This is a genomic window from Sorangium sp. So ce1335, from assembly GCF_051521615.1.
Lineage (GTDB): Bacteria > Myxococcota_A > Polyangia > Polyangiales > Polyangiaceae > Sorangium.
Genome location: NZ_CP150363.1, coordinates 3,499,692 through 3,521,509, shown reverse-complemented (window position 1 = coordinate 3,521,509; position 21,818 = coordinate 3,499,692). Strand labels below are relative to the sequence as shown.

14 protein-coding genes are annotated in these 21,818 nt (G+C 74.4%); 6 read left to right on the top strand and 8 right to left on the bottom strand.

What is annotated here, in order from left to right; all coding sequences use genetic code 11:
• Positions 1 to 12: 12 nt before the first annotated feature.
• The 4 genes from WMF24_RS13210 to WMF24_RS13195 form a co-directional block, all read right to left on the bottom strand.
• Complete coding sequence (locus WMF24_RS13210) at positions 13 to 1,737, bottom strand: CHAT domain-containing protein (RefSeq protein WP_437736741.1); 1,725 nt, start codon at positions 1,735 to 1,737, stop codon at positions 13 to 15.
• Positions 1,734 to 3,131 carry a hypothetical protein gene (locus WMF24_RS13205; RefSeq protein ID WP_437736740.1) on the bottom strand — a complete coding sequence of 466 codons (1,398 nt, stop codon included), beginning with the start codon at positions 3,129 to 3,131 and terminating at the stop codon, positions 1,734 to 1,736. The genes WMF24_RS13210 and WMF24_RS13205 overlap by 4 nt, the downstream gene beginning before the upstream one ends.
• Complete coding sequence (locus WMF24_RS13200) at positions 3,128 to 4,507, bottom strand: hypothetical protein (protein WP_437736739.1); 1,380 nt, start codon at positions 4,505 to 4,507, stop codon at positions 3,128 to 3,130. The genes WMF24_RS13205 and WMF24_RS13200 overlap by 4 nt, the downstream gene beginning before the upstream one ends.
• A gap of 107 nt (positions 4,508 to 4,614) precedes the next feature.
• Positions 4,615 to 5,742 (bottom strand): hypothetical protein, encoded by a 1,128-nt coding sequence (locus WMF24_RS13195; RefSeq protein ID WP_437736738.1) that lies wholly within the window; start codon positions 5,740 to 5,742, stop codon positions 4,615 to 4,617.
• Between the two features lie 135 nt (positions 5,743 to 5,877).
• Between WMF24_RS13195 and WMF24_RS13190 the strand changes: the two genes are divergently transcribed.
• Together WMF24_RS13190 and WMF24_RS13185 are read left to right on the top strand one after the other, a co-directional pair.
• A complete protein-coding gene (locus WMF24_RS13190) occupies positions 5,878 to 8,088 on the top strand; it encodes a TOMM precursor leader peptide-binding protein (RefSeq protein ID WP_437736737.1) in 2,211 nt (736 codons plus the stop codon).
• Positions 8,089 to 8,151: 63 nt separating this feature from the next.
• Positions 8,152 to 9,312: an amidohydrolase family protein gene (locus WMF24_RS13185; protein ID WP_437736736.1), complete on the top strand. Its 1,161-nt coding sequence runs from the start codon at positions 8,152 to 8,154 to the stop codon at positions 9,310 to 9,312.
• A 1-nt stretch (position 9,313) separates the two neighbouring features.
• Here the strand turns inward: WMF24_RS13185 and WMF24_RS13180 are convergent, their stop codons facing one another.
• From WMF24_RS13180 to WMF24_RS13170, 3 genes are all read right to left on the bottom strand, one after another.
• Positions 9,314 to 9,784 (bottom strand): BMA_0021/BMA_0022 family TOMM bacteriocin, encoded by a 471-nt coding sequence (locus WMF24_RS13180; RefSeq protein WP_437736735.1) that lies wholly within the window; start codon positions 9,782 to 9,784, stop codon positions 9,314 to 9,316.
• A gap of 92 nt (positions 9,785 to 9,876) precedes the next feature.
• A complete protein-coding gene (locus tag WMF24_RS13175; RefSeq protein ID WP_437736734.1) occupies positions 9,877 to 14,169 on the bottom strand; it encodes a TOMM system kinase/cyclase fusion protein in 4,293 nt (1,430 codons plus the stop codon).
• Between the two features lie 177 nt (positions 14,170 to 14,346).
• On the bottom strand, positions 14,347 to 15,348 hold the full coding sequence (locus WMF24_RS13170; protein WP_437736733.1) for a 3-oxoacyl-ACP synthase III family protein: 1,002 nt from the start codon (positions 15,346 to 15,348) through the stop codon (positions 14,347 to 14,349).
• A gap of 112 nt (positions 15,349 to 15,460) precedes the next feature.
• Between WMF24_RS13170 and WMF24_RS13165 the strand changes: the two genes are divergently transcribed.
• Positions 15,461 to 16,192 carry a hypothetical protein gene (locus tag WMF24_RS13165; protein WP_437736732.1) on the top strand — a complete coding sequence of 244 codons (732 nt, stop codon included), beginning with the start codon at positions 15,461 to 15,463 and terminating at the stop codon, positions 16,190 to 16,192.
• Between the two features lie 157 nt (positions 16,193 to 16,349).
• Positions 16,350 to 16,859 carry a hypothetical protein gene (locus tag WMF24_RS13160; protein WP_437736731.1) on the top strand — a complete coding sequence of 170 codons (510 nt, stop codon included), beginning with the start codon at positions 16,350 to 16,352 and terminating at the stop codon, positions 16,857 to 16,859.
• A gap of 267 nt (positions 16,860 to 17,126) precedes the next feature.
• Here WMF24_RS13160 and WMF24_RS13155 read toward each other — a convergent pair whose 3' ends face one another.
• A complete protein-coding gene (locus tag WMF24_RS13155; protein WP_437736730.1) occupies positions 17,127 to 17,498 on the bottom strand; it encodes a hypothetical protein in 372 nt (123 codons plus the stop codon).
• 253 nt (positions 17,499 to 17,751) lie between these two features.
• On the opposite strand from WMF24_RS13155, the gene WMF24_RS13150 reads away from it, so the two are divergent.
• Together WMF24_RS13150 and WMF24_RS13145 are read left to right on the top strand one after the other, a co-directional pair.
• A complete protein-coding gene (locus WMF24_RS13150) occupies positions 17,752 to 19,446 on the top strand; it encodes a tetratricopeptide repeat protein (protein ID WP_437736729.1) in 1,695 nt (564 codons plus the stop codon).
• Positions 19,447 to 19,530: 84 nt separating this feature from the next.
• A complete protein-coding gene (locus WMF24_RS13145; protein WP_437736728.1) occupies positions 19,531 to 21,690 on the top strand; it encodes a DUF1565 domain-containing protein in 2,160 nt (719 codons plus the stop codon).
• Positions 21,691 to 21,818 lie beyond the last annotated feature (128 nt).

The window sequence follows — 21,818 nt, the reverse complement described above, 5'->3', positions numbered from 1 at the left end:
CCCCGCGCGGCCTCATGGCAAAGGCACCACGATCGCATTATTCCAGCCGCACAAGAACATTCTCGGGTCGGATGCGAGGGCGTCAACCCGCAGCTCGTAGACTGCGGGGAAGATGCCGGGCAGCGCGAGATCGACCTCGAACAGCGGGCCGGCGCCGAGCGTCACCGGCGATCCCGCGGGGCTCGTCGCGAAGAACCGCACCTCGCCCGGCTGATCGAGCGCGAAGAACGCGCGCAGCCCGGCGGCCTTGAGCGCCGCCCCCGGCCGGGTCGCGCGCGGCGAGACGGCCTCGGCGAACGACAGCCGGCCTTCCAGGCGCGACACGGTGAGCGCCCCCATGTGCTGCACGGACACCTTCACGGTGTCGCCGGGCTTCGCCTCGACGCGCGTGGGCCACACGAGGGAGGCGCCCCGCTGCCGCCGGCGCTCGAGGAACGCGGACTCCACCGTGTCGAGCAGGAAGCTCGAGAACTGCCGGGTCTCCGGGGGCAGCGCGGCGGGCAGCTCGCTCAGCGCCTTCCAGCCCTTCTCCCGCAGCGCCTGATCGTGCTCGTCGAGCGGGTCGAAGGCGGTCGGCGCGGTGCACAGGAAGTCGAACAGCGGCTCGGCGCTCGCCGCGCGGAAGAGCACGGGGGCCGACCAGCTCGGCGGATAGGGCTTCTGCGCGAACATCTCCTCGCGCCCCGCCCGCACGGCCCGCTCGACGTCGCCCGGGTTCAGCTTGAGCAGGCTGAGGACGAACGCCTGGAGGAAGCGCTCGGCGTCGGTCGTCTCCAGCCGGTGGCGCATCCCGATCGCGCACTGGACGCCGGACTCGCCGTGGACGAGCGCGTGCGCGACGCTCTGGCTGCCGCGCATCCACTGCGGGAGCCGGTCGCGCAGCGCCTCGCCCGCCGCCGTCAGGCAGCCCGCGAGCACGACGACGGGCACGGGCCGGTTCAGGAGCTCGCTCCGGAGCTGATCGGCGCGGATCGGGTTGGCGAAGGCGCTGCCGTCGAGCTCGAACTGGAGGACGCCGATCGGGGGGAACCCCTCGAACCCGACGTCCTGCAGGTCGCCGTGGCCGAGGTAGACGAGCAGGTTGTAGCTCGCGTTGCGCAGCTCGGCGCGGAGGGCGTCGTAGGTGACGGGCCTGCCCGCGCCGTCCTCGCTCGTCAGCGCGGCGACCTCCACCAGGTCGGAGAGCCCGCACGAGCGCGCGATCGCGACGATCCGATCGCGCAGGGGCAGCACGGGCGGCACGCACCCGCCGAGGTCCTTCGGGTTGGTGCGGACGAGCAGCACGCGGAAGGGCCACCCCCAGCGCAGCCTCGGCGGCGCGGCCGACGCGCGGTGGCGCTTCTGCGCGTGGACGATCCCCCGCACCCAGGGGTGCAGCGCCAGCGGGTCGGCGCCGAGCTTGAGCAGCTCGAAGGGGACGTCGTGCAGGTGCGGGAGCACCGACGGGTGCGTCCGGAAGACGATGCGAAAGGGCTGCGTCGCCGCGTTCACCGCCGTGCCCAGGTGGCCGCGGAGGTCGTTCTGGAGGAGCCAGCCGGTGACCTGCTCGGCCAGGGACTCGGTCATCTGCTCCGACCCGTAGCCGCTCCGCAGCTCGTCGAGCTCCGCGGGCGGGAGGCTCGGAAAGGGCCGCTCCAGCTCGTCGTCGATGGGCGCGAGGTTCTTCGCGTGGACGCTCAGCCGCAGGCGCGATCCGCCGCCCGGCTCGATGTCGACGACGAACTCGGGGTGCCTCATGTGTCCTCGGACAGCGACAGGTCGGTGGACAGGGACTCCTCGATCGCCTCGTCGAGCCCGGCCTGCCGCTGGATCTCCCGCTCGATGAGGCACTTGCCGGGGAACTCGAGCCCGAGCGACGCGTAGCGGGCCTCGAGCGTCCTCGCCGCGTCGAGCAGATCGCGGGAGCACGAGAGGTCGGCGGTCACCTGCGCCGGCGTGAGCGGCACGTCGGGCGTCGGCCCCGAGCCCAACGTCGGCCAGGCGGGGGAGCGCCGCGTCTCGTCGCCTTGCCGGGTGAACTGCCGGCCGAAGCGGTGCCGGAGGAACAGGACGACGGGCGCCGTGAGGGGGCGCTGCGACGCGCTCATCATCGCCTCCTCGACGTCGAGCGCCGCCGCGAGGTGCTGGTAGAACGCGCGCCAGAACTCGCGGGACACGCCGGGGTGCATGGGGCCGAGCTGCGCGGCGATCGTGGGCCCGTCGCCGCTGTCGTGACAGAAGCGCGCGAACGCGTGGTACACGCTGGGCATGCCCGCGTGGCCGACGCGGGGGATCTCCGGCGGGGTGAGCGAGAGGATGGTGACGCTCGACCCGCGCAGCATGGCGGCGAGCTCCAGGGGCGAGAGCGTGTCCTCCTCGTCCCCGGAGAACTCGAGGAGGCCCTCCAGGCCGAGCGGCACCACGCCGTCGGCGACCACGTGAATCAGCTCGACGCCCGCGCGGACCGCCGCGGAGAGCGCCTTGCGCGCGTCGTCCTCCTCGATCCAGACGGCCTCGATCCCGGGGCCGAGCTCCCCGAGCGCCTCGGCGAGCGCGGCGGGCGCGCCGCCGGTCGGGTCGACGACGGCGACGCGCAGCGGCTGGTCCTGCTGCAGCGGCAGCGGCGGCACGATCCGCCCCGGCCCGCCCCGCACGAGCGAGAGGTTGGGCGGGCGGCGCGCGCCGAGGAAGAGGATCTCCCAGGGCAGGTCCTCGAGCTCGGGCGACTCGGTCGACCACCAGATGCGCAGCCGCTGGGGCGCGCGCGGCCGGAGCCGCACGATCTCGCGCAGGCCGCGGGAGATCGAGCCGCTGACGCGGCGCCGCAGCTCGAGCAGGGCCTCCTCGCCGCCGTAGAAGCTGCTCAGGTACTCGGCGTAGCTCAGCCAGTGGACGGAGAGCTCTTCATGGCCGACGAGCGGCAGCCCCCCCACCTCGGCTGGCGGCGGCGGCGCGCCGCCCAGATCGGCCGCGCCGGGCTCGCCGAGCCCCAGCGCGGCGAGCGAGAGCTTCGTGTAGATCCACGCGTGGTAGCGCCGGCACACGCGGCCGTCGACCGCGCGGGCAGGGAGCGCGCCCGCGGAGCATAGCGGCGCGATGCGGACGAGGATCTCGTGGTAGCGAGGGGGGTTCGCGGCCGGTCCCGAGATCATCCGCCGCCTCCGGTGAAGTCGACCGACCGCGCGAGCCGCGCGTAGGACGACGCGCGCTGCGGCGGCAGCGACGCCGCGCCGGCCAGCATCGGCGGCCGCGGGATCGCCGCGAAGAACTCCATCGCCCGCCGCTGGACGGCGCCGAGATCGGCCAGCGGCGCCGCCGCGTCGACCGCGAGCTGCGCGGCGACCGGCACGAGGCGGTACGGGAAATACGACGGCCTGTCCGGCGCCGGGCGGAGCGAGCCTGTCGCGAGGAAGCGCGCGAGCGGGGCTGCCCGCCGCACGTCGGCGGCGACGTCGGGGTGGAGCTCGGCGAGCGGGCGGCCGCCGAGCGCGTCGAGCTTCCTCCCGAGGAACGTCCCCGTGATCGCGCCGAGGTCGTCGAGGAACGGCGCGACCCAGTCCGGCGCGCGGAGCGCCCGAGAGGCGCTCTCCAGCCGGTCGGCCGCGTCGTCGAGCGGCGCGACGCCGAGCCGCCGCAGCAGCGCGGCGAGCAGCGGGACGCGGACCATCGGGTGCGGGTGGGGGTCGAGCCGGTCGAGCTCCCCTTGCTGGCTCCCGGGCGCGACGACGAGGAGGAACGACGCGAGCGCCAGCGCGAAGCCGGCGTTGCCGAGCAGGACGCCGATCGCGTCGGCGAGGATCTCCCGCGTCCAGCCGAACCAGATCTCCTGCCGCTCGGACGGGATCTTCCCGTCGGTGTCGAGGAGCAGCGCCCGGGAGAGCTCGCCCGAGAGCGCGAGATCCTGATCGACGTTGTGGCCGACCTCGTGGCAGAGCATGGAGAGGAGCCAGGCGCACTCGGTCTGATCGGCCGGCAGGAGCACGATCGGGATGGGCAGCCGGAGATCGCGGTAGCTCCGGAGCGAGCTGCGCAGGACGCGGAGGGGGTTCTGGCGGCTCACGGCGACGGGACCGTAGTGCGCCTCCAGGCAGACGAGCGGCGGCTCGCGCATCCCCTCGCGGGGGATGAGCCCCCAGTTGCGCGCCGGGTTCATGCAGGTCTGGTAACAGTCGGCGGCCACGAGATCGGCCGCGTCGAGCGAGGGGGCGAGCGCCGGCAGCTCGCGCTGCGCGAGCGTCTGCGAGAAGACGCTCCACACCCCGTGCGCGCCCGCGATCTCGACGAGGAGCCTGGCGAGGCCGTCGGCGAAGTCGGCGTCGGACAGGTCGGCACCGAGGCGGTCCAGGATGCCTCGCTGGCGCTGGATCAGCTCGTCCATGAGGATCTTCAGCGCGAGCACCTGGCTCGCGTGGATGCCGAAGCCGCGCGCGTTCTCCGCGGCCGCCGACTCGAACCGCGCGACGTCGCGCGGGAGCACGTCGATGCGGCGCTGGAGCTCGGCGGTCGCCCTGGCACGCAGCGTGGACACGGCCCCCTCCTCTCCCCGATCCCGATCTGCTTCCGCTCGGCTTCCGCGCGGCTTACGCGCTGATTCCACGCGGCTTACGCGCTGATTCCGATCTGCTTCCGATCTGCTTAACGGCGCGGGGCCCGATGTAAAGCCTGCGCCGCGGCGCGCCCGATCCCGCACGAGCCCGGCGGCAGCGTCGCCAGGATGAGGGCGCCCGACGCGGGCGGCGGCCGCGCGGGCAGGCCGAAGAGGCCCGCGAAGAGCGAGGGCCCGGCGTAGGCGATCAGGAACCCGACCGCGACGCCGCCCCAGAAGTCCTCGATCGCGAGGATCGGCTGCACGTCCCTCTTCCGCGCGAGCAGGACGACCGCCATCGCGACGAGGACGAGCGACGCGGCCAGGCTGACGCCGGCCTCCGCGTCGAGCCGCGCGTCGCTGCCCCGCGCGGCGAACCAGCCCCCGACGCCGCCGACGACGGCGCCGCCGATCATGCTCCCGAGCGACGCGCTCACCTTGAGGACGTGCTCGATGGTGTCGAGGTTGCTCGCGCCGTCGACCTCGTACTCGACCTCGATGAGCAGCCGGTACGAGGCGGCGCGGAACCACAGCGCGCGCCGCGACCGCACGGTGAAGGCCCGCGCCGTCGAGTTCCCGGACTGGAGCACCGCAGGGGGGTCCGGCGCCTCCAGCGACCGGAGGGCCCGGCGAAAGGCGGTCGCGTCGTCGCCGAAGGGCCCCGGCGGCGCGGCGATCGACGCCACCGGCTCCGCCTCGTCGTGCCACCCGCGCGCGGCCTGCGCCGGCCCGCAGAAGCCGGCGCCGCTCCCGACGGGCAGCTCCATCGCCGCGAGGGCCGCCTCGCCGCCGGTCCTGCGGAGGTCGCGCGCGATCGCGGGCGCTCCCGGCGCTGCGGCGCGACCGGGCGAGCGCCGTCGCAAGAGCCGCCGGGCGGCCCGGCGCAGGCGCGCGCCGAGGGGGGCGCCGCCCGGCGCGAACGCGTGCGCTGGGTCCTCGAGGCCGGCGAACCGCTCCTCGATCTGGCGGATGCGCTGCTCCGTCCATTGCCCGTCGACGTCGACGAGCTCGGTGGGCAGCGCCGTGCTCACGCGGCGCAGCGCGAGCGGCGCCTCGAACGGGTTCTGCACCGTGACGAAGATCGAGAAGTCCTGCCCTGCGACGAGCGCGTCCGTCGACGTGGACACGGTGGTCCGGATCGCTCCCCTGAACGGCTTCGCCGGCTCTGGTCCCGCCATGCGATCGTTGGATGAGCGCACCTCGAACGGCGTCCCGCCCGCCGCGATCGGCGCGGCGCTCGGCCGCCTCACCTCGTCCGGCCGCGGTGCTGCCCGCGCTCCGCGTGCTAGAGCTCCCGCGCAGGGGGGTCGTTCATGGGGGACAGGTGCCTCGCGATAAAGCACCACCTGCGCGTCGAGCCCGCCGATGAGGAGACGGTCTTCCTCCTCGGCGAGCGCGAGCGGTTCATGCTCCGCGGTCGGATCTACCGCCTCCTCGTGCCGCTGCTCGACGGCCGCCGGACCGGGGCCGAGCTCGTCGCGGAGCTCTCCGGCGAGGCGTCGGCCGCCGAGATCCTCCATGCGCTGGGCCGCCTGGAGGAGCGCGGCTATGTCGCCGAGCCCGCGCCCGGATGCGCTGGGTTCTGGCAAGCGCTCGGGGAGAGCGCCGGGCGCGCGGCCGAGCGGCTCGCCGCGACGCCGGTCTCGGTGATCGCTGTCGGAGAGGACGATCCGCGCGCGCTCGCCGCGCTCTGCGACGCGGCCCTCGGCGCGCTCTCGGGCGCGGGCGTCGCGGTGGAGGGCGAGCCCGCGCTCGTCGTCGTCGTGACGCGCGACTACCTGGCCGCCGAGCTCGAGGCGTGGAACCGGCGCGCGCTCCGCGAGGGGGTGCGCTGGGCTCCGATCAAGCCCGGCGGCGTCGAGCCCTGGATCGGCCCCGTGTTCCGGCCCGGGGCGGGGCCTTGCTGGGCGTGCCTGGCGCACCGCCTGCGGCACAACCGCCCCGTCGAGGCCTACCTGCAGCGGCGCCGCGGCCTCGCCGGGCCGCTCCTGCCGCCCCACGTTGGCCTGCCCGCCGGCCGCGCCGCGGCGCTCCACCTCGCGGCCGTCCTCGTGGCCCGGTGGATCGCCGAGGGCGGGGCCGGCCTCCTCGACGACCGGCTGATCTCGCTCGACCTCGCCCGCGCCCGGACCGCGGAGCACGTCGTGGCGCGGCGCCCCCAGTGCCCCGCCTGCGGCGATCCGGAGGGCGCGCGGGCGCGCGCGGGCGCGCCGGTGCACCTCGAGCGGCGCCCGAAGCGGTTCACCGACGACGGCGGGCACCGGATCGCCTCGCCCGAGGAGACCCTGGCGCGCACCCTCCACCTGGTCAGCCCGATCAGCGGCATCGTCGCGAGCCTCGGGCCGCTGGAGGGGCGCGATCACCCGCTCCGGCCGGTGTACGGGGCCACGTACCGCGTCTGTCCCGGGGCGGGCTCCCCGTCGTTCGACGACTTCCACCGCGCGAGCGGCGGCAAGGGCAAGACGCCCGCGCAGGCGCGCGCCGGCGCGCTGAGCGAGGCGGTCGAGCGTTACAGCGCCGTCTTCCAGGGCGACGAGCCGCTCGTCCGCGCGCGCCGCGCCGAGCTCGGGGCCGCCGCGGTCCACCCGCACGATCTCCAGAACTTCAGCGAGGCGCAGTACCGCGGCCGGCGGGCCGCTGGCCCCGCGGCGGAGGACCCGCGCCGCGCCGTCCCCCTCCCCTTCTGCGAGGACACGGCGATCGACTGGGCGCCGGCGTGGTCGCTCACGCGCGACGAGCGGCGCTTCTTGCCGGCGGCGTACTGCTATCTCCACCTCCCGGTGCCCCCGGAAGAGCGGTTTGCCGCGCCGAGCCCGAGCGGCCACGCGGCGGGCAACTGCCTCGAGGAGGCGATCCTGCAAGGCTTCCTGGAGCTCGTGGAGCGGGATGCCGTCGCGCTCTGGTGGTACAACCGCGCGGCGAGGCCCGCGGTCGATCTACGCAGCTTCGAGGAGCCCTATTTCGAGGCGCTCGCGGCGCATTACCGCGCGCTCGGCCGGCGGCTGTGGGTGCTGGACGTCACGACGGACCTGGGCATCCCGGCGTTCGTCGCGGTGGCGCGGGCGGCCGACACGGGCCGGCTCACGCTGGGCTTCGGCTGCCACCTCGAGGCCCGGCTCGGGGTGCAGCGGGCGCTGACCGAGCTGAACCAGCTCTTCGATCCGCGGGATCGCGCGCGCGCCGCGTGGCAGGACGTCGTCTCCGGCGACGCGCCCTACGTGCAGCCGACCGGGGGGGCCCCGCCGCGGAGGTGCGGCGATCACGAGAGTGCGCCGAGCGACGATCTCCGCGACGATGTCCGCGCGTGCGTGGCGCGCGCCGCCCGCGCCGGGCTGGAGACGGTGGTGCTCGATCAGACGCGCCCCGACGCCGGGCTGTCGGCGGCGAAGGTGGTTGTCCCCGGGCTTCGGCACATCTGGCCTCGCTTCGGCCCGGGGCGCCTGTACGACGTCCCGGTCCGCCTCGGCTGGCTGCCCAGGCCGACGCGGGAGGAGGATCTGAACCCCGTGCCGCTCGTCCTGTGACGGACGGGGCACGAGGGAAGGACACGGGAGGACGAGCGCGGAAGCAGGGAGAAGCGAGCGCGCATGCGCGACGGGTACCGCATCCTCGACGCCGATCGCCATGTGATCGAGCCGATCGATCTCTGGCGCACCTACATGGAGCCGGAGCACCGCGCCCACGCGCCGTGTTACGCGTATGTCGGCGAGGGCGACCTGGCCGATCGCGTTGCGTGTCCAGGCCCGGGCGGATGGCTGCCGCTCCCGCCGCAGCCGGTGGTGGACGGGCGCCCGCTCTTTCGCCGGCTGAGCGCGCGGGCCTCTCGCGAGCTCGCCCTGTCGGCGAGCCGGCGACGCCGGGAGGTCGTCCCGACAGGGCGGCCCGAGGCGCAGATCGCGGCCATGGACCGGGAGGGCATCGACGTGGCCTTTCTGTATCCCACGCTCGGGCTCTACCTTGTCGGCCTGTCTCCGCTGGATCCGCGGCTCGCGACGGCGTTCGCGCGGGCTTACAACAGGTGGTTGCGGGACTTCTGCGCTCACGCTCCCGGTCGGCTCCGGGGCGTCGCGCTGATGAGCCCTCATGATCCAGGAGCGATGGTGGTCGAGCTCGCGCGGGCCGCGGCGCTCGGCTTCGGGGCCGTCGTGGTCCGGCCCAACCCGGTCGACGGCCGCACGCTGGGCGACCCCGCCTACGAGCCCTTCTGGGCCGAGTGCGAGCGGCGATCCATCGCGGTGGCGGTCCACGAGGGCACGCACGCGCACCTGCCGACGGCCGGGGCCGATCGCTTCCACAGCCGGTTCGCCCTTCACGCGTGCTCGCACCCGATGGAGCAGATGATGGCGCTCCTCGCCCTGGTCGAGGGCGGCGTTCTCGAGCGCCACCCGGGCCTGCGGGTCGCCTTTCTCGAGGCCGGCTGCGGCTGGCTGCCCTACTGGCTCTGGCGCCTCGACGAGGTCGAGCACCGCCACCTGGCCGGCGAGGTCGAGCCGCACGTCCCGCAGCAGCCGTCGGCGTATTTCCGCCGCCAGTGCTTCGTCGCCGTCGAGCCCGACGAGCCCTACCTGCCGGAGGTCGTCCCGCGCATCGGAGAGGACAACCTGCTCTTCGGCACGGATTACCCCCATTTGGACCACGACGAAGGGATCGTCGGGCGAGCGCTCGCGCTGCGCGACAGGCTGCCGGGCGAGGTCGTCCGCAAGCTGCTCTGGGACAACCCGGCGCGCTTCTACGGGGTCGAGGGCTGAGTCAGCAGCAGATCGGCGGCAACTTGTCAGGATCGCCGAGCTCGGCCAGAGCGACGGCGCGCTCGGTCAGCTCCGGCGGAGGTGGTATGTAAAGGGTGATCTCGGCCCTTGGCAGGTTCCATTTTCCGTGCCGGCCGTCCCAGCCCCACGCGCCGCGCTCCGCCGGGGGAGCTTCCCGCGCCTCGCGGATGTTCAGCGCGAGGTTCTGCGGGAGCTCATAGTCGCAGCAGGTCCTGAAGAATCGCCTCGGATCGCGCCTCAGCAGCTCGAGCTTCGCCTCGTCTTCCCACGCCAGCGCGATGGCGCGCAGGCAGGCAGACTCGAACGCTTGCAGCCTGTCCGCCAGCGATGTCCCCTCGCCCAGCGGCGCGGGCTCGCCGGGACCGAGGAGGGATGTGCGTTGGGCCCCGTCGCAGGCGCGCTCGCACGCCGGCGCATCGGGCTCGCGCGCCGCAGCTTCGTCCTTGAACATGGTCGCTCTCTCTCTCTTCAGGCGTCTCCACGGCGCCCGTGGGCGCTCCATGGAGCGGCGGCCGCAGCGCCGTAAGGCTTCGTCTCGCCGCATCACGCGCCGCGCGGCTCACCCGAGATCTCTCGAAGCAGACCCCGGGACTCTGCGATCTCGGGCATTGCGGCGTACTCGGCTGGCCAGCGGTCGAGCTCGCTCAGGAGCACGAGCGCCTCATCGTTCCTGCGTTGCCCCAGCAGCACGCGGCAGAGCGCGAGCGTCGAGCGGAGCTCAGGCAGCCGTGCCCCCTGCGCACGGGCGTGCATCATTGCCTGCTGCAGGCACTCCTCGCCCTCCCTCGCGCGCGGGTCGCGGGCGAGCACGGAGGCAGCCTTGAGGCGGTAGAGCTCCGGAACGTAGTACATCTCGCCCATTCGCTCGGCGGTACGCAAGCAGTCATCGAACCGCTCGATGGCGGCACCGTGCTGCGCGCGCTCGGCCATCAGCTCCGCCTCCAGGGACGGGTAGTACGTCATACCCAGCAAGAGGCCGGAGCTGCGGAGCGCGTCCACATGCTCCATCATCCGATCCAGATCCCCTTCTACCCAGCGGCGAAGGGTCCAGCAATAATCTCTGAACCAGAGCCTCTCCCGGTCCACCATCTCGGTGAGCTCACGGCTGTCCGTGGCGAGGTTCGCGCGCATCCGGCAATGGTGATACAGCATGAGCCTGTAGAGCTGCGCCATTCCGATGCTGGTGAAGTGCTGCAGCTGGTAAGCCCAGGCCGCAGCAGCCTCACCGCGCGCGAGCGCCTCTCTCGGGTAGCCCATGAGACAGAGCACGATCGAGAGCGTGATCTCGGCGTAAATCCTTGCATCCAGCCCGTAGACGAACACCTGTCCGCCGTGCGCCTCGGGGCGATACAGCGCGAGGACGCGCTCCAGGTGAACGCGAGCCTCCGAGAGCTTGCCCTCGATCCAGAGGCACTGCCCGAGCAGAGGCAGCGACCAGACGAGCTGAGCGTTATCTCCGGATCGCTCTGCTGACGCGACGAGCCGATCCGCCACGGCCCGCGCCTCGTGGCGGGGACTCCGGACATGGTGGTACACGAACATCGCCCCCAGCGTCGGCGTCGTCAGAGGGCTGTCTCCCAGAGACTCGTTCAGCTCCTCGCAGCGCCTCACCGCCGCGATGAGCTCCGGGTTCATGTACCCTCGTCGCTCGAGCAGCGCCAGGATGAGCAGGTTGTTCAGCCGCAGCTCGGTCATGGCGCGCTCCCGGCCCTCCGGGAGCGCCGACAGCCACCCGAGCGCGCTGTGGAGGTGCGTGACGGCCTCCGTCTCGTCGGCGCGCCCGGCAGGCCGCTCCAGCGCGCGCTCGGCAGCGCGCTCCGCGTACGCGATCGCCTGCCGCATCTGCCCCGCGGACGCGTGGTGCCACGAGAGGAGCTCCGGCCGCGCCTCCGCGATCTCCGGGAAGCGCTCCTCGATCGCCCGCGCGCTCCGCGCGTGCGCCTGCTGCCGCGTGCGCCGCGGCAGCGACTCGTACGCCGCGTCCCGCAGCAGCGCGTGCCGGAACACGTACACCGCGGACCGCGCTCGGTGCCTGCGGTGGAGCAGGTCCGCCGCGACCAGCCGCTCGAGATCCTCCCCCACCGCCTTTGCGCCGAGCGGGCTCACCGCGCCGAGCACCTCCTCGCTGAACTCCCGGCCGAGCACCGCCGCGGCCTGCGCCGTCTCCTTCGCCCGCCCCAGCCGGTCGAGCCGCGCCATGAGCAGCCCTCGCAGCGTCGTCGGGATCGCGACCTCGCACAGCGGCTCCGCCAGCGCGTAGCGGCCGCCCTCGTCCCGCAGCGCCCCCGACTCCAGCACCATCCGCGTCAGCTCCTCGATGAAGAGCGGCACGCCGTCGGCCCGTCGCGCGATCTGCTCCAGCACCTCGCCGGGCAGCGCCCTCCCGCCCGCGATCTCCGCGGCCATCGCCTCGACGTGCGCGCGATCCAGGCGGCCGAGCTGGATCTGCAGCATCGCCGACGTCGGCCACGGCGGCGCGAACTCCGGCCGCGCCGTCATCAGCGCCAGCACGCGCGCCGACGAGACCTCCGCCACGAGGGCCCCCAGCCACTCGAGCGTCACCGGATCGGCCCAGTGCAGATCCTCCACAACGAGCAGCACGGGCCGCCTCTCCGCCCTCTCGAAGAGCAAGGACAGTAGCGTCGCAATTGTCCGCTCCTTCTGTCGCTGCGGCGGGTCGAGGGGCGGCGCGTAGCGATCCCCGAGCGGGATGGACAGCAGCGCCGCGAGCACCGGCACCGCGTCCGGCAGATGGAACGGATACTCCGCCAGCAGCGCCTCGAGCCGCTCCAGCCTGCTCCGGGAGGTGTCGTCGGCTTCCGGCTCGAGGAGCCGCTCGAGCAGGTCGACCACGGGGTGGAGCGCGCTGTGCCGGCGGTCGTTCGTGCAGCGGCACTCGAGCCAGTCGCGCGGCCCGAGGCGCAGCCGGCGGACGAGCTCCATCGCGAGCCGCGACTTGCCGATGCCCGGCCCGCCGGTCACGAGCGCGCTCTGCCCCGCGCCCTTCCGGATCTGCTCCCAGCGCTGGATCAGGAGGGCGAGCTCCTGCTCCCTGCCGAACAGCGGCGCCGCCTCGCCGCCCGGGCCGGGCCGCTCGGGCGCCTCGCGGGGGAGCTCCTCCCGCACCCGGTAGACAGGGACGGCGCGCGCGCTCCCCAGGCTCACCCGGAGCTCGGTCCCCTCGAGGTCGAACGCGCCGCGGAGGAGCCTGTGCGTGTCGCCGCTGGCCACGACGGCGCCCGGGGCCGCCAGCGCGCCGAGCCGCGCCGCGGTCTGCAGCGTCATCCCGAGGTGCTGGAGGTGCTGCTGCCCCTCCCGCGCGACGACGACCCCGGTGTGGATGCCCGCGCGGACGTCGAGCGCGATCCCGCGCTCCGCCGCCAGGCGAGCGCTCCGCGCGCGGATCCTCGCCGCGATCTCCAGCGCCGCGCGGGCGGCGCGCCGGGCGTCGTCCTCCTGGGCCACCGGGAAGCCGAAGTGGAGGAGCACCTGGTCGCCAAGCGCGCCCGCGACGCGCCCGCGGTGCCGGCGCGCGACCTCGGCGCAGAGCTCCTGCGCCTCGCCGAAGAGCTCGTCGACCTCGTCGACCTCCATCGCCGCGATCCCCGGCCCCGCCGCGGTCACCACGCAACACACGGCGGTGAGCGGCCGCCGCTCGGCCTCCCGCGACCGCGCCGGCGGCGCGGCTTCGCTCGCCCCCGGCTCCGCGCCGCTCGCCGCGGGCTCCGCGCCGCTCGCCCCCGGCTCCGCGCCGCTCGCCCCCGGCCGCACGAGCGTCCCGGGCCACGCCGCGTCCTCGCGCGCCGCGCCCGCCATCGACGATCCGGGCACCCGCGGCGCCGCGGCCCACGACGCCCACGGCACCTCCTCGGTCGGCTCGATCGCGCTCCGGTTCGCCTGCGCCGCTCCTGCCGCGCCGCCCGGGCGGAGCGGCGCAGGAGGAGCGGCGGGCCCGATCAGGTCCTCGCGGCGAAGCCCGACCGTGCTGCACGCCTCGAGCTCGCGCAGCAGGCTCTCTGCCGTCACGGAACGCGCCCCGAGATCCTCGAGGATCGTCCGCCGGAGGAGCGCCCCGAGCGGGTGCCCGACGAGCGCCGGCGGGATCCGGACCGGCGGCGGTCGCTCCGGCCCGGGCGCCCCGACCGGCCCCGCCCCGCCCGTCGCCGCGGGCCTGCCGGTGAGGCACTCGAGGAAGACGATCCCCCAGGCGTACAGATCCGACCGCGCCGTCGGCGGGAACCCGCGGCGCTGCTCGGGCGCCGCGTACACCGGCGCGACGCTCGCGGGCGTCTCGTCCCCGTCCCCCCGCGCGCCCGTGACCGCCGCGCCGATGCCGAAGTCGAGCACCAGCGCGTTCCGCCGCGCCCCCGTCGGGACGATCGCGATCGCGCCCGGCCGCAGGCCCCCGTGGACGACGCCCCGGCCGTGCGCGCAGCTCAGCGCGTCGAGGACCTGCAGCATGAGGTGGCGCGCCTCGTGCGGCGCCAGCGCGCCCTCGGCCTCGAGCAGCTCGGCCAGGCTCTGCCCTGGAACGAGCTCGAAGACCGTGTAGAGCTGCCCCGCGTCCGTCTGCCCCGAGTCGATGAGCCGGACGATGTGGGGGTGGTGGAGCTGCGCGCAGAAGCGCATCTCCCGCCGGAACCGCGCGCCGCGCCGCCGCGCCGCGTCCGGGGAGCCGCCGTCCAGGCCCGGGCGCAGGACCTTGATGGCCACGCGCTGCCCGGTGGCGAGCTGCCGCCCCTCGTACAGCGTGGCGAGGTCTTCCTTGCGCAGGACCGAGAGGATCTCGTAGCGGCCCTGGAACGCGCTCTCCGCGGCGACGACCTCAGCGTTCATCGTGCCCCCCCAGGCGCGGCGCCGCGACCTCGGGCGCCTCCGAGCGAGCGGCCGCTCGCCGGGGCGCTCGCCCCGGGCTCGAGGGCCGGCCCGGCGCGCCAGCGGCGGAGCGCACGGCTCATCGTCGCTTTGTAATGTCGCCGCGCGCCCGTGATGAGGTGGCCGCGCCGCGCCGGATCACATGCGGACGACGGCGCTGCCCCACGTGAGGCCGCCGCCGAGCGCGCACAGGAGCACGCGGTGCCCCGGCTGGACGCGGCCGTCGCGGAGCGCCTCGTCGAGCGCGATGGCGACCGAGCCGGCGCTGGCGCCGGCCGCGCTGCCCCCGTCGAGCGCGCCGATCACGCGCTGCTTCGGGCAGCCGAGGCGCTCGGAGAGGAGCGCGGCGACGTGGGCGTCGGCGTGGTGCGGGATCACCCAGTCGAGGTCGGCGGGCGCGAGCCCCGCGGTCGCGAGCGCCGCGAGCGCCTGCCCGCCGAGGCGCTCCTCCACGGCCTGCCGCAGCTCGAGCTGGTTCACGCGCAGGGTGTGGCGCCGGTCGGCGAGCCGCTCCGGGGTGAGCGGCTCCGCGGAGCCGCCGCCGGGCACCTGGAGCACGTCGGCCTTTCTCCCGTCGGCGCGGAGGCTGACGCTGAGGATGCCGCGCCCGTCGCCGGCGGCCGGCCCGATCACGACCGCGCCGGCGCCGTCGCCGAAGAGCGCTGCGGCGGCGCGATCGCGCGGATCCACGCGGCGCGAGAGCAGGTCCGCGCCGATCACGAGGACGTGCCGCATCGTCCCCGCCGTGACGAACTGGTTCGCCACCGAGAGCCCGTAGAGCAATCCCGTCAGCGAGGCGGAGAGATCGAACGACGGGATGAGCTCCGCGCCGAGCTTCTGCTGGACGTACACGGCCGTGGCCGGCATCGGCGCGTCGCCGCTCGAGGTGGCGAGGATGATCATCTCGAGGTCGCGCGGCCCGATCCCGGCCGCGTCGAGGGCCGCCCTGGCCGCCCTCGTCGCCAAGTCGCTCGTCGTCTCGCCGGCCGCGGCGCGGCGCCGCGCTTTGCCCGCGCTCGCGTCGCTCGCGGCGCCGTCCGCCGGCGGCGTGTCGGACGGCGCTGCGTTCTCGGGGGCGGCGGGCAGGGCGCGGCCTGTGCCGAGGATGCGCGCGCGGGGATTTCTGGCATCGGACGTCATCGGAAACGCAGCCTACATCAAGGGCTGCGCCTTGAGACGGGCGATCGCGCGCTGCCGTTCGGTCCACGGAATGCTTGAGTCGGGGACGCGCTCCGGTACATAAAGCGCCGCGATGGCTACGAGCTCCGAAGACAAGGACCGCCTCGACGACGACGCGCCGGCCGACGAGGCCGACGCGCAGGACACCACGACGGAGGGGGACGGCGGGAGCCGGGCCGCTTCCCGTGCGGACGCAGCGGCGCCTGCGAAGGCGTCGCGGCCCGCGAGGCAGGCGGGCGCCGCCCGGCGCCCGGCGGGCAAGAAGGCTGGCGCGCGGCCTCGCGCGGCCGCCCAGCCGCAGGGCGGATCGCTCGGCAAGAGCATGATCCTGTTCCTCATCATCATTGGCGGCCTGGCCGCGGCGTTCGCCTATTTCGGGCGCGAGCCCACGCCCGGCAGCTCCGGCCCCAAGTGGAAGCCCGGGGACAAGGCCCAGGTCGAGGTCACCCTCGTGTCGTCGGACATCAAGGATCTCGCCTGCTGGTCGTCCGAGGAGATCAACGGGCGCCACTGCGCGTTCGAGTCGCCGACGAAGGGCTGGTCCAAGGGGGACGCGGACGACAAGAAGCTGCTCCGCCCTTACACGACGACCGATCGCGTGCAGTTTCTCGCTGCCGGCCTCTGGAGCGAGCCCGCGCTCACTGGCAAGCTCCCGTCCGCGCGGTTTGCGGTGAAGTGCACCTACACCGTCGAAGGCAAGATGAAGAGGCCCGGCATCCGCTGGTCCAGCGAGGGCGCATGGCTCGACAGGACCGATGACTGGTACACGGGGCTCCTGTCGGACTGCAAGCTCATCACACCCTGATGTCGCATGCGCGGCCGCGCCCCGGCGGGCGCGGCCGCCCGCGCTTTTGCGCAGCGGACTCTGCGATGACGCGTGCAGCACGCGTCGCGTCGTTCTCCATGCCCCTCGTGGGGCCGTCACCCTCCGTGGTAGTGTCATGCTTGGTTTGGAGGTGCTCATGCCCTGTCATCGGGTGATCGCGCTGGTGTCGTTGGCTGCATGGTTCGCCGTCGCTGGATGTGAAGCTGACCCGGGCGCCGTGAGCCTTCTGCCGACGTACGTCACCGCGTCGAGCGCCTCCGGCGGCGGCGCGGGCGGCGACGCCGTGACGAGCACGAGCGTCGTCACGACCACCACCTCGAGCGGCGAGGGGGGCGCGGGCGGCGTGGCGTGCACGTGCGAGGACGGGCTCTCGTGCTGTGGACCGACGTGCGTGAACCTCGCCAACGACCCGAACAACTGCGGCGAGTGCGGCGCGCCCTGCGCTCCGGAACAGGCCTGTATCCAGGGCGCGTGCAAGGATCCGTGCGCCCCCGAGTTCGGCTGCGAAGAGGGCATCTGCTGCGGCGAGGCGTGCTGCGGCGCCGGCACGCTCTGCTGCGACTACGGCACCAGCGCCGACGCGCCGAACCTGAGCTGCCAGGATCCGGTGAACGGCACCTGCCCCGTCGCCTGCACCGGCTGCTAGCGCCGACGCACATCGAGAGCGCGCGGTAGGCGCGCGGCGCGCCATGCGACGGCGCGCGGCTCCGGGGGAGCGCCGCGCGTCTCGTCGGAGCGCGCGCGGTGCGGGTCGTCCGCGCTGCGCGCCGCGCGTCGTCGGAGCGCGCGCGGTGCGGGTCGTCCGCGCTGCGCGCCGCGCGCGGCGTTCAGCGCACCGCGCCGGTCCGTCGCGCGCGGCGCGGGCCTGCGGCGCGGACGACGCGCCGGCCCGCCTCGTCCGCGCGCGGACGGCTCAGGCCTTCTCGAAGACCTTGCCCGGGTACTTGCGCTCGAAGTGCCCCACGACACCGTGGCCGATCGCCTCGATGGTGAGGCCCGCGATGGTCATCTTGATGGCCGGTCCGATCAGGGGGACGAAGCCGACCGCCCGGGTGGCGAGGAATTTGAGCCCTTGCCCGAGGATCGCGAAGCTCCCGCCGGCAGCGGTCGTGGCCACGGATCCCACGGTCTCGCCGTAGATGGCGCCGACCATCGACATCATGTGGGTCTCGATCGCGACGAGCCCGGCGGAGGTGGAGATCGGGAGCGGAAGCGCGGCGAACGCGGCCCCGCCGATGGCGTAGCGGTGAACCCAGCGGAGAGCTTCATCCCTGCACGTCGTCATGGATCGAGGTTGCCGCAAGTCACGCCGTCCGTCCATCGACCATCGCGCCGGCGGCGCGGGCGCGGCGATCAGCCTGGGCGCACCCTGCGCCGTCTGTGCGCTGCCTTCCCGCTCGGCGGGAACCGCGCGTGCATGGCCCTCGCTCGGCCCGGCCTCCGCGTTCACGCCGGAGGGCGGCGCCCGAGGCAAAGCGACCCCGCGAGGGGATGCCGGACCGTCGGAGCTCGCGGATCCGAGCTCCAGAGAGGTGCCCATGACAGCTCGACGCGCGCTCTTCACCCTGCCCCTTCTCTGGTCCTGCGCGGCCCTCGCCGCGTGCGGCGGGGAGCCACGCCCCTCCTCGCCCGGAGCGGAGCCGCCTCCCGGCCCGGAGACCCCGGGCGCGCCCGACGCCGAGGTCGTCCCCCTCTTCGGCGACATCGGCGCAATCCATCACCCCGTCACGACCTCATCGCAGCTCGCGCAACGCTATTTCGATCAGGGGCTGAGGCTCGTCTATGCGTTCAACCACGACGAGGCGAGGAGGGCGTTCGAGGAGGCCGCGCGCCGCGATCCCGGTCTGGCGATGGCCCGCTGGGGCGTCGCGCTCACGCTCGGCCCCAACATCAACCTGCCGGCCGATCCGGCGCGGGAGCGGGCCGCCTTCGAGGCCGTCGAGGAGGCGCGCGCGCTCGCCGGGACCGCGAGCGAGCGCGAGCGCGCGTACATCGAGGCGCTGGCGACGCGCCACGCCGCCGACCCGGGCGGCGACCGGAGCGCTCTCGACCGCGCCTACGCGGACGCGATGCGCGAGCTCGCCCGCCGCTACCCCGACGATCTCGACGCCAGCGTCCTCTTCGCCGAGGCGCTCATGGATCTGCGCCCGTGGGATCTCTGGGCGCTCGACGGCCGGCCGCAGCCCAGGACCGAGGAGATCGTCCTCACGCTGGAGAGCGTCCTCCGGCGCGACCCCGAGCACACGGGCGCGAATCACTATTACATCCACGCGGTCGAGGCGTCGCCCGCGCCGGAGCGGGCGTTGCCGAGCGCCGAGCGGCTCGGCGGCCTCGCCCCCGGCGCCGGGCACCTCGTGCACATGCCGTCGCACATCTTCTTCCGGGTCGGCGGCTATGCGGACGCCTCCGACGCGAACGAGCGCGCCGCCGAGGTCGATCGCCGGTACATCCGCGAGCAGCGCCCGGAGGGCATCTATCCGATGATGTATTTCCCCCATAACCTCCACTTCCTCTCGGTCTCCGCGGGCATGGAGGGGCGCGGCGCCGTCGCGTTGCGCGCCGCCCGCGAGGTCGTCGCCGAGGTGACGGACGGGCACGTGCGGCACATGCCGATGCTCGAGATGTTCCGGCCTGCGCCGCTGTTCGCGCTCGTCCGGTTCGCCCGGTGGGACGACGTCCTCGCGGAGCCGGCGCCGCCGCCCGAGCAGCGGTACACGACGGGGATATGGCGCTACGCGCGCGGCCGCGCGCTCGCTTCGAAGGGGCGCCCCGACGACGCCGCGCGCGAGGCGGCGGCGCTGCGGGCGCTGTCGTCCGAGGGCGCCACCGACGTGACGATCGGAATGAACCGCGCGAAGGACCTGCTCGAGATCGCGGCGCTCCTGCTGGAGAGCCAGATCGCTTCGGAGCGCGGCGAGACCGGCGCCGCCATCCGCATGCTGGAGGAGGCGGCGCGCGTCGAGGACACACTGCGCTATTTCGAGCCGCCGGACTGGCCCGAGCCGGTACGTCACACGCTCGGCGCGGCGCTCCTCAAGGCCGGTCGCCCGCGCGAGGCCGAGGCCGTGTACCGGGAAGATCTGCGGCGAAACCCCCACAATGGCTGGTCGCTCTCGGGCCTCGAGCAGAGCCTCCGCGCACAGGGCAGGGAAGAGGACGCCGACGCCGCACACGAGCGCTTCGAGCGCGCGTGGGCGCGCGCCGACGTGCGGCTGTCCGGGTCACGCCTCTGAATGTCCGGCCTCGAGCGGCGAGGAGCGACGTGGAAAAGCGCGCGCGCTCGGCATGCGCGTGGAGCGATCTGCTACGTTGCTTGGGTGTCGCGCGCAAAGCTTGGACTCTCGGCGCTCCGTCGTCTCTCCACTTCTCTCCCTGCCGGCCTGTGCGCTGCCTCGCTCCTCGGCTGCGAGAGCACCGATCTCCCGTCGTACAGCGCCCTTCCGGACGACGGCGGGCTCACGTGTCTTCCGGGACAGCTCATCGGATCGAGCGGCTGTGTCCCGGTGGGGATTCAGGGCTGCGTCGGCGACTTCATCGGGGATGACGGCCTCTGTCGTCCCGCGCTCGATCGGTGCTCGCCCGGGACAATCCCGAAGCACGATGAGGGCTGCGTCGAGGCCGGGATCCCCGGCTGTGCGGCGGAGTTCGTGGCGGACGGGGTCTGTCATCCGACGATGACCCGGTGCGCCGAAGGGACGTTCGCGCTCCCGCAGGAGGGGTGTGTATCCATCGACGGGCCGGACGGCTGCGGCGAGGGTCCGTGGGGAGCCGTCGTCGCGGCGCCCGGCGATATCCATGTCGATCCCGGGTACGCGGGTGGGGACGGCGCCGGATCGCGGGAGCGGCCGTTCGCGACGATCGCCGAGGCGCTGGTGGCGGTCGAGGCGGGCGGGCGCGTCATCCTGGCCGAGGGCGAGTACGACGAGCCGGTCGAGGTCACGAAGCCGATCGAGATCGTCGGGCGGTGCGCCTCCCGGGTCACGCTCCGGGGCGAGCAGAGCGATCCGAGCGGCAACATCAGCGCGGTCTGGCTCCACGACGTCGAGGGCGCCGGCGTCCGCGGCGTGAGCGTGATCAGCCCCTCGATCGGGCTGCTCGTCCAGGCGGCGGCGGTGGCGGTGCGCGACGTGCGCGTCACGGGCGCGAGCGGCAGCGGCGTCGTCGTCGCGCAGCCGGGCGCGCGCCTCGACATGTCCCGCAGCCTCATCGAGCGGTCGGGCGAGGCCGAGGGCGACCCCTGGACGAACGTGCTCGTCCTCTCCGGGGCGCGGGCGCAGCTCACGGACAACGCGCTGATCGGCGGCACGGTCAACCTGCGGATCAGCTCCGAGGCGCAGGAGGTGGTCGCGGACGGGAACCTGCTGGAGGCCGCGGCCCCCCAGGCGGGGACGAGCGACGGCGTCGGCGTGCTCCTCGAGGAGGGCCTTCTCAAGCTCGAGGCGAGCGCCCTTGTCCACCACCGCACGGGCCTGCTCGTCACGGGCGCCGGCGCGTCGCTCGCGGCGGCGCACAGCCTCATCGCGGCCCCCGCAGAGGCGGTCCCGGGGGCCGGCGCCGTGGTCGTGGAGCAGGGCGCCCTCGCGGCGCTCGCCGCCAGCGTGATGTCGGGCGCGTGCGACGCGCAGCTCCTCATCACCGACGCGGACACGAAGGTCGACGCCTACAACAACCTCTTCCAGGGCGAGGCCGCTGCGCAGGATCACCTCGGAATCGCGGTCGAGCAGCGGGGCGGAACGCTCTCGCTGTCGTCGAGCCTCGTGCGCGGGGCCGGCGACGTCGGCCTGCTCGTCTCGGGCGGGGAGCTCTCGGCGAAGGGCGTGGTGGTCGCGGGCACGCGCGCGAGCCCTCTCCACCGGGATCGCGCCGCCGGCGTGCTCGTGGAGGGCGCGCGCGCCACGCTGGCGTCGACCTATGTCCTGGAGGCCCATGTCGCCGGGGTCGCGGTCTCCCAGGGCGCCGATGTGGAGCTCGACGGCAGCCTCATCGAGCGCGCCCGGCCGGAGGAGCGCGACGGCACGGGCGGCGTCGGCCTGCTGAGCGGCGGGGCAGCGAGCGTCGCCGTCCGGCGGTCGGCGGTGCTGGAGAGCCGCGCGTCGGGCATGCTGCTGCTGTCCTCGCCGAGCCGGGTGGAGGAGACGCTCCTCCGGGGCGTCGAGGGCGGAACGCTCTCCCTCCTGAGCGACGAGGGACAGCGGGAAACCGTGACGGACATGGGCGACGGCCTCCTGGTCCTGCGCTCGACGGCGCAGGTGAGCTCGGTCGAGGTGGAGGGCTGCGCGCGCGCCGGGCTGCTATTCGACGACAGCGACGGCGCGCTCGCGAAATCCCGCGCCACCGGCAACCGGTTCGGCCTGGTCGTGCAGGGCGCGCACGCGCCCACGGTGGCCGAGGACAACACCTTCGATGGCAACGAGGAGCGCGATCGCGTCACCACGGGCGATCTCCCCGTCCCGGAGAGCGCCAGGCCTGCGCCCTAGCGCCGCGCGTTAACGCCGCCACAGCGCGCCGCCTCGCCGCGCAGGGAGGACGGGTGTCCGATCGAGACCCGTCTGGGTGCGTCCGCGCGTGAGCGCCTCTCGGAGGGGCGGATCGCGTCGCCGAGAGC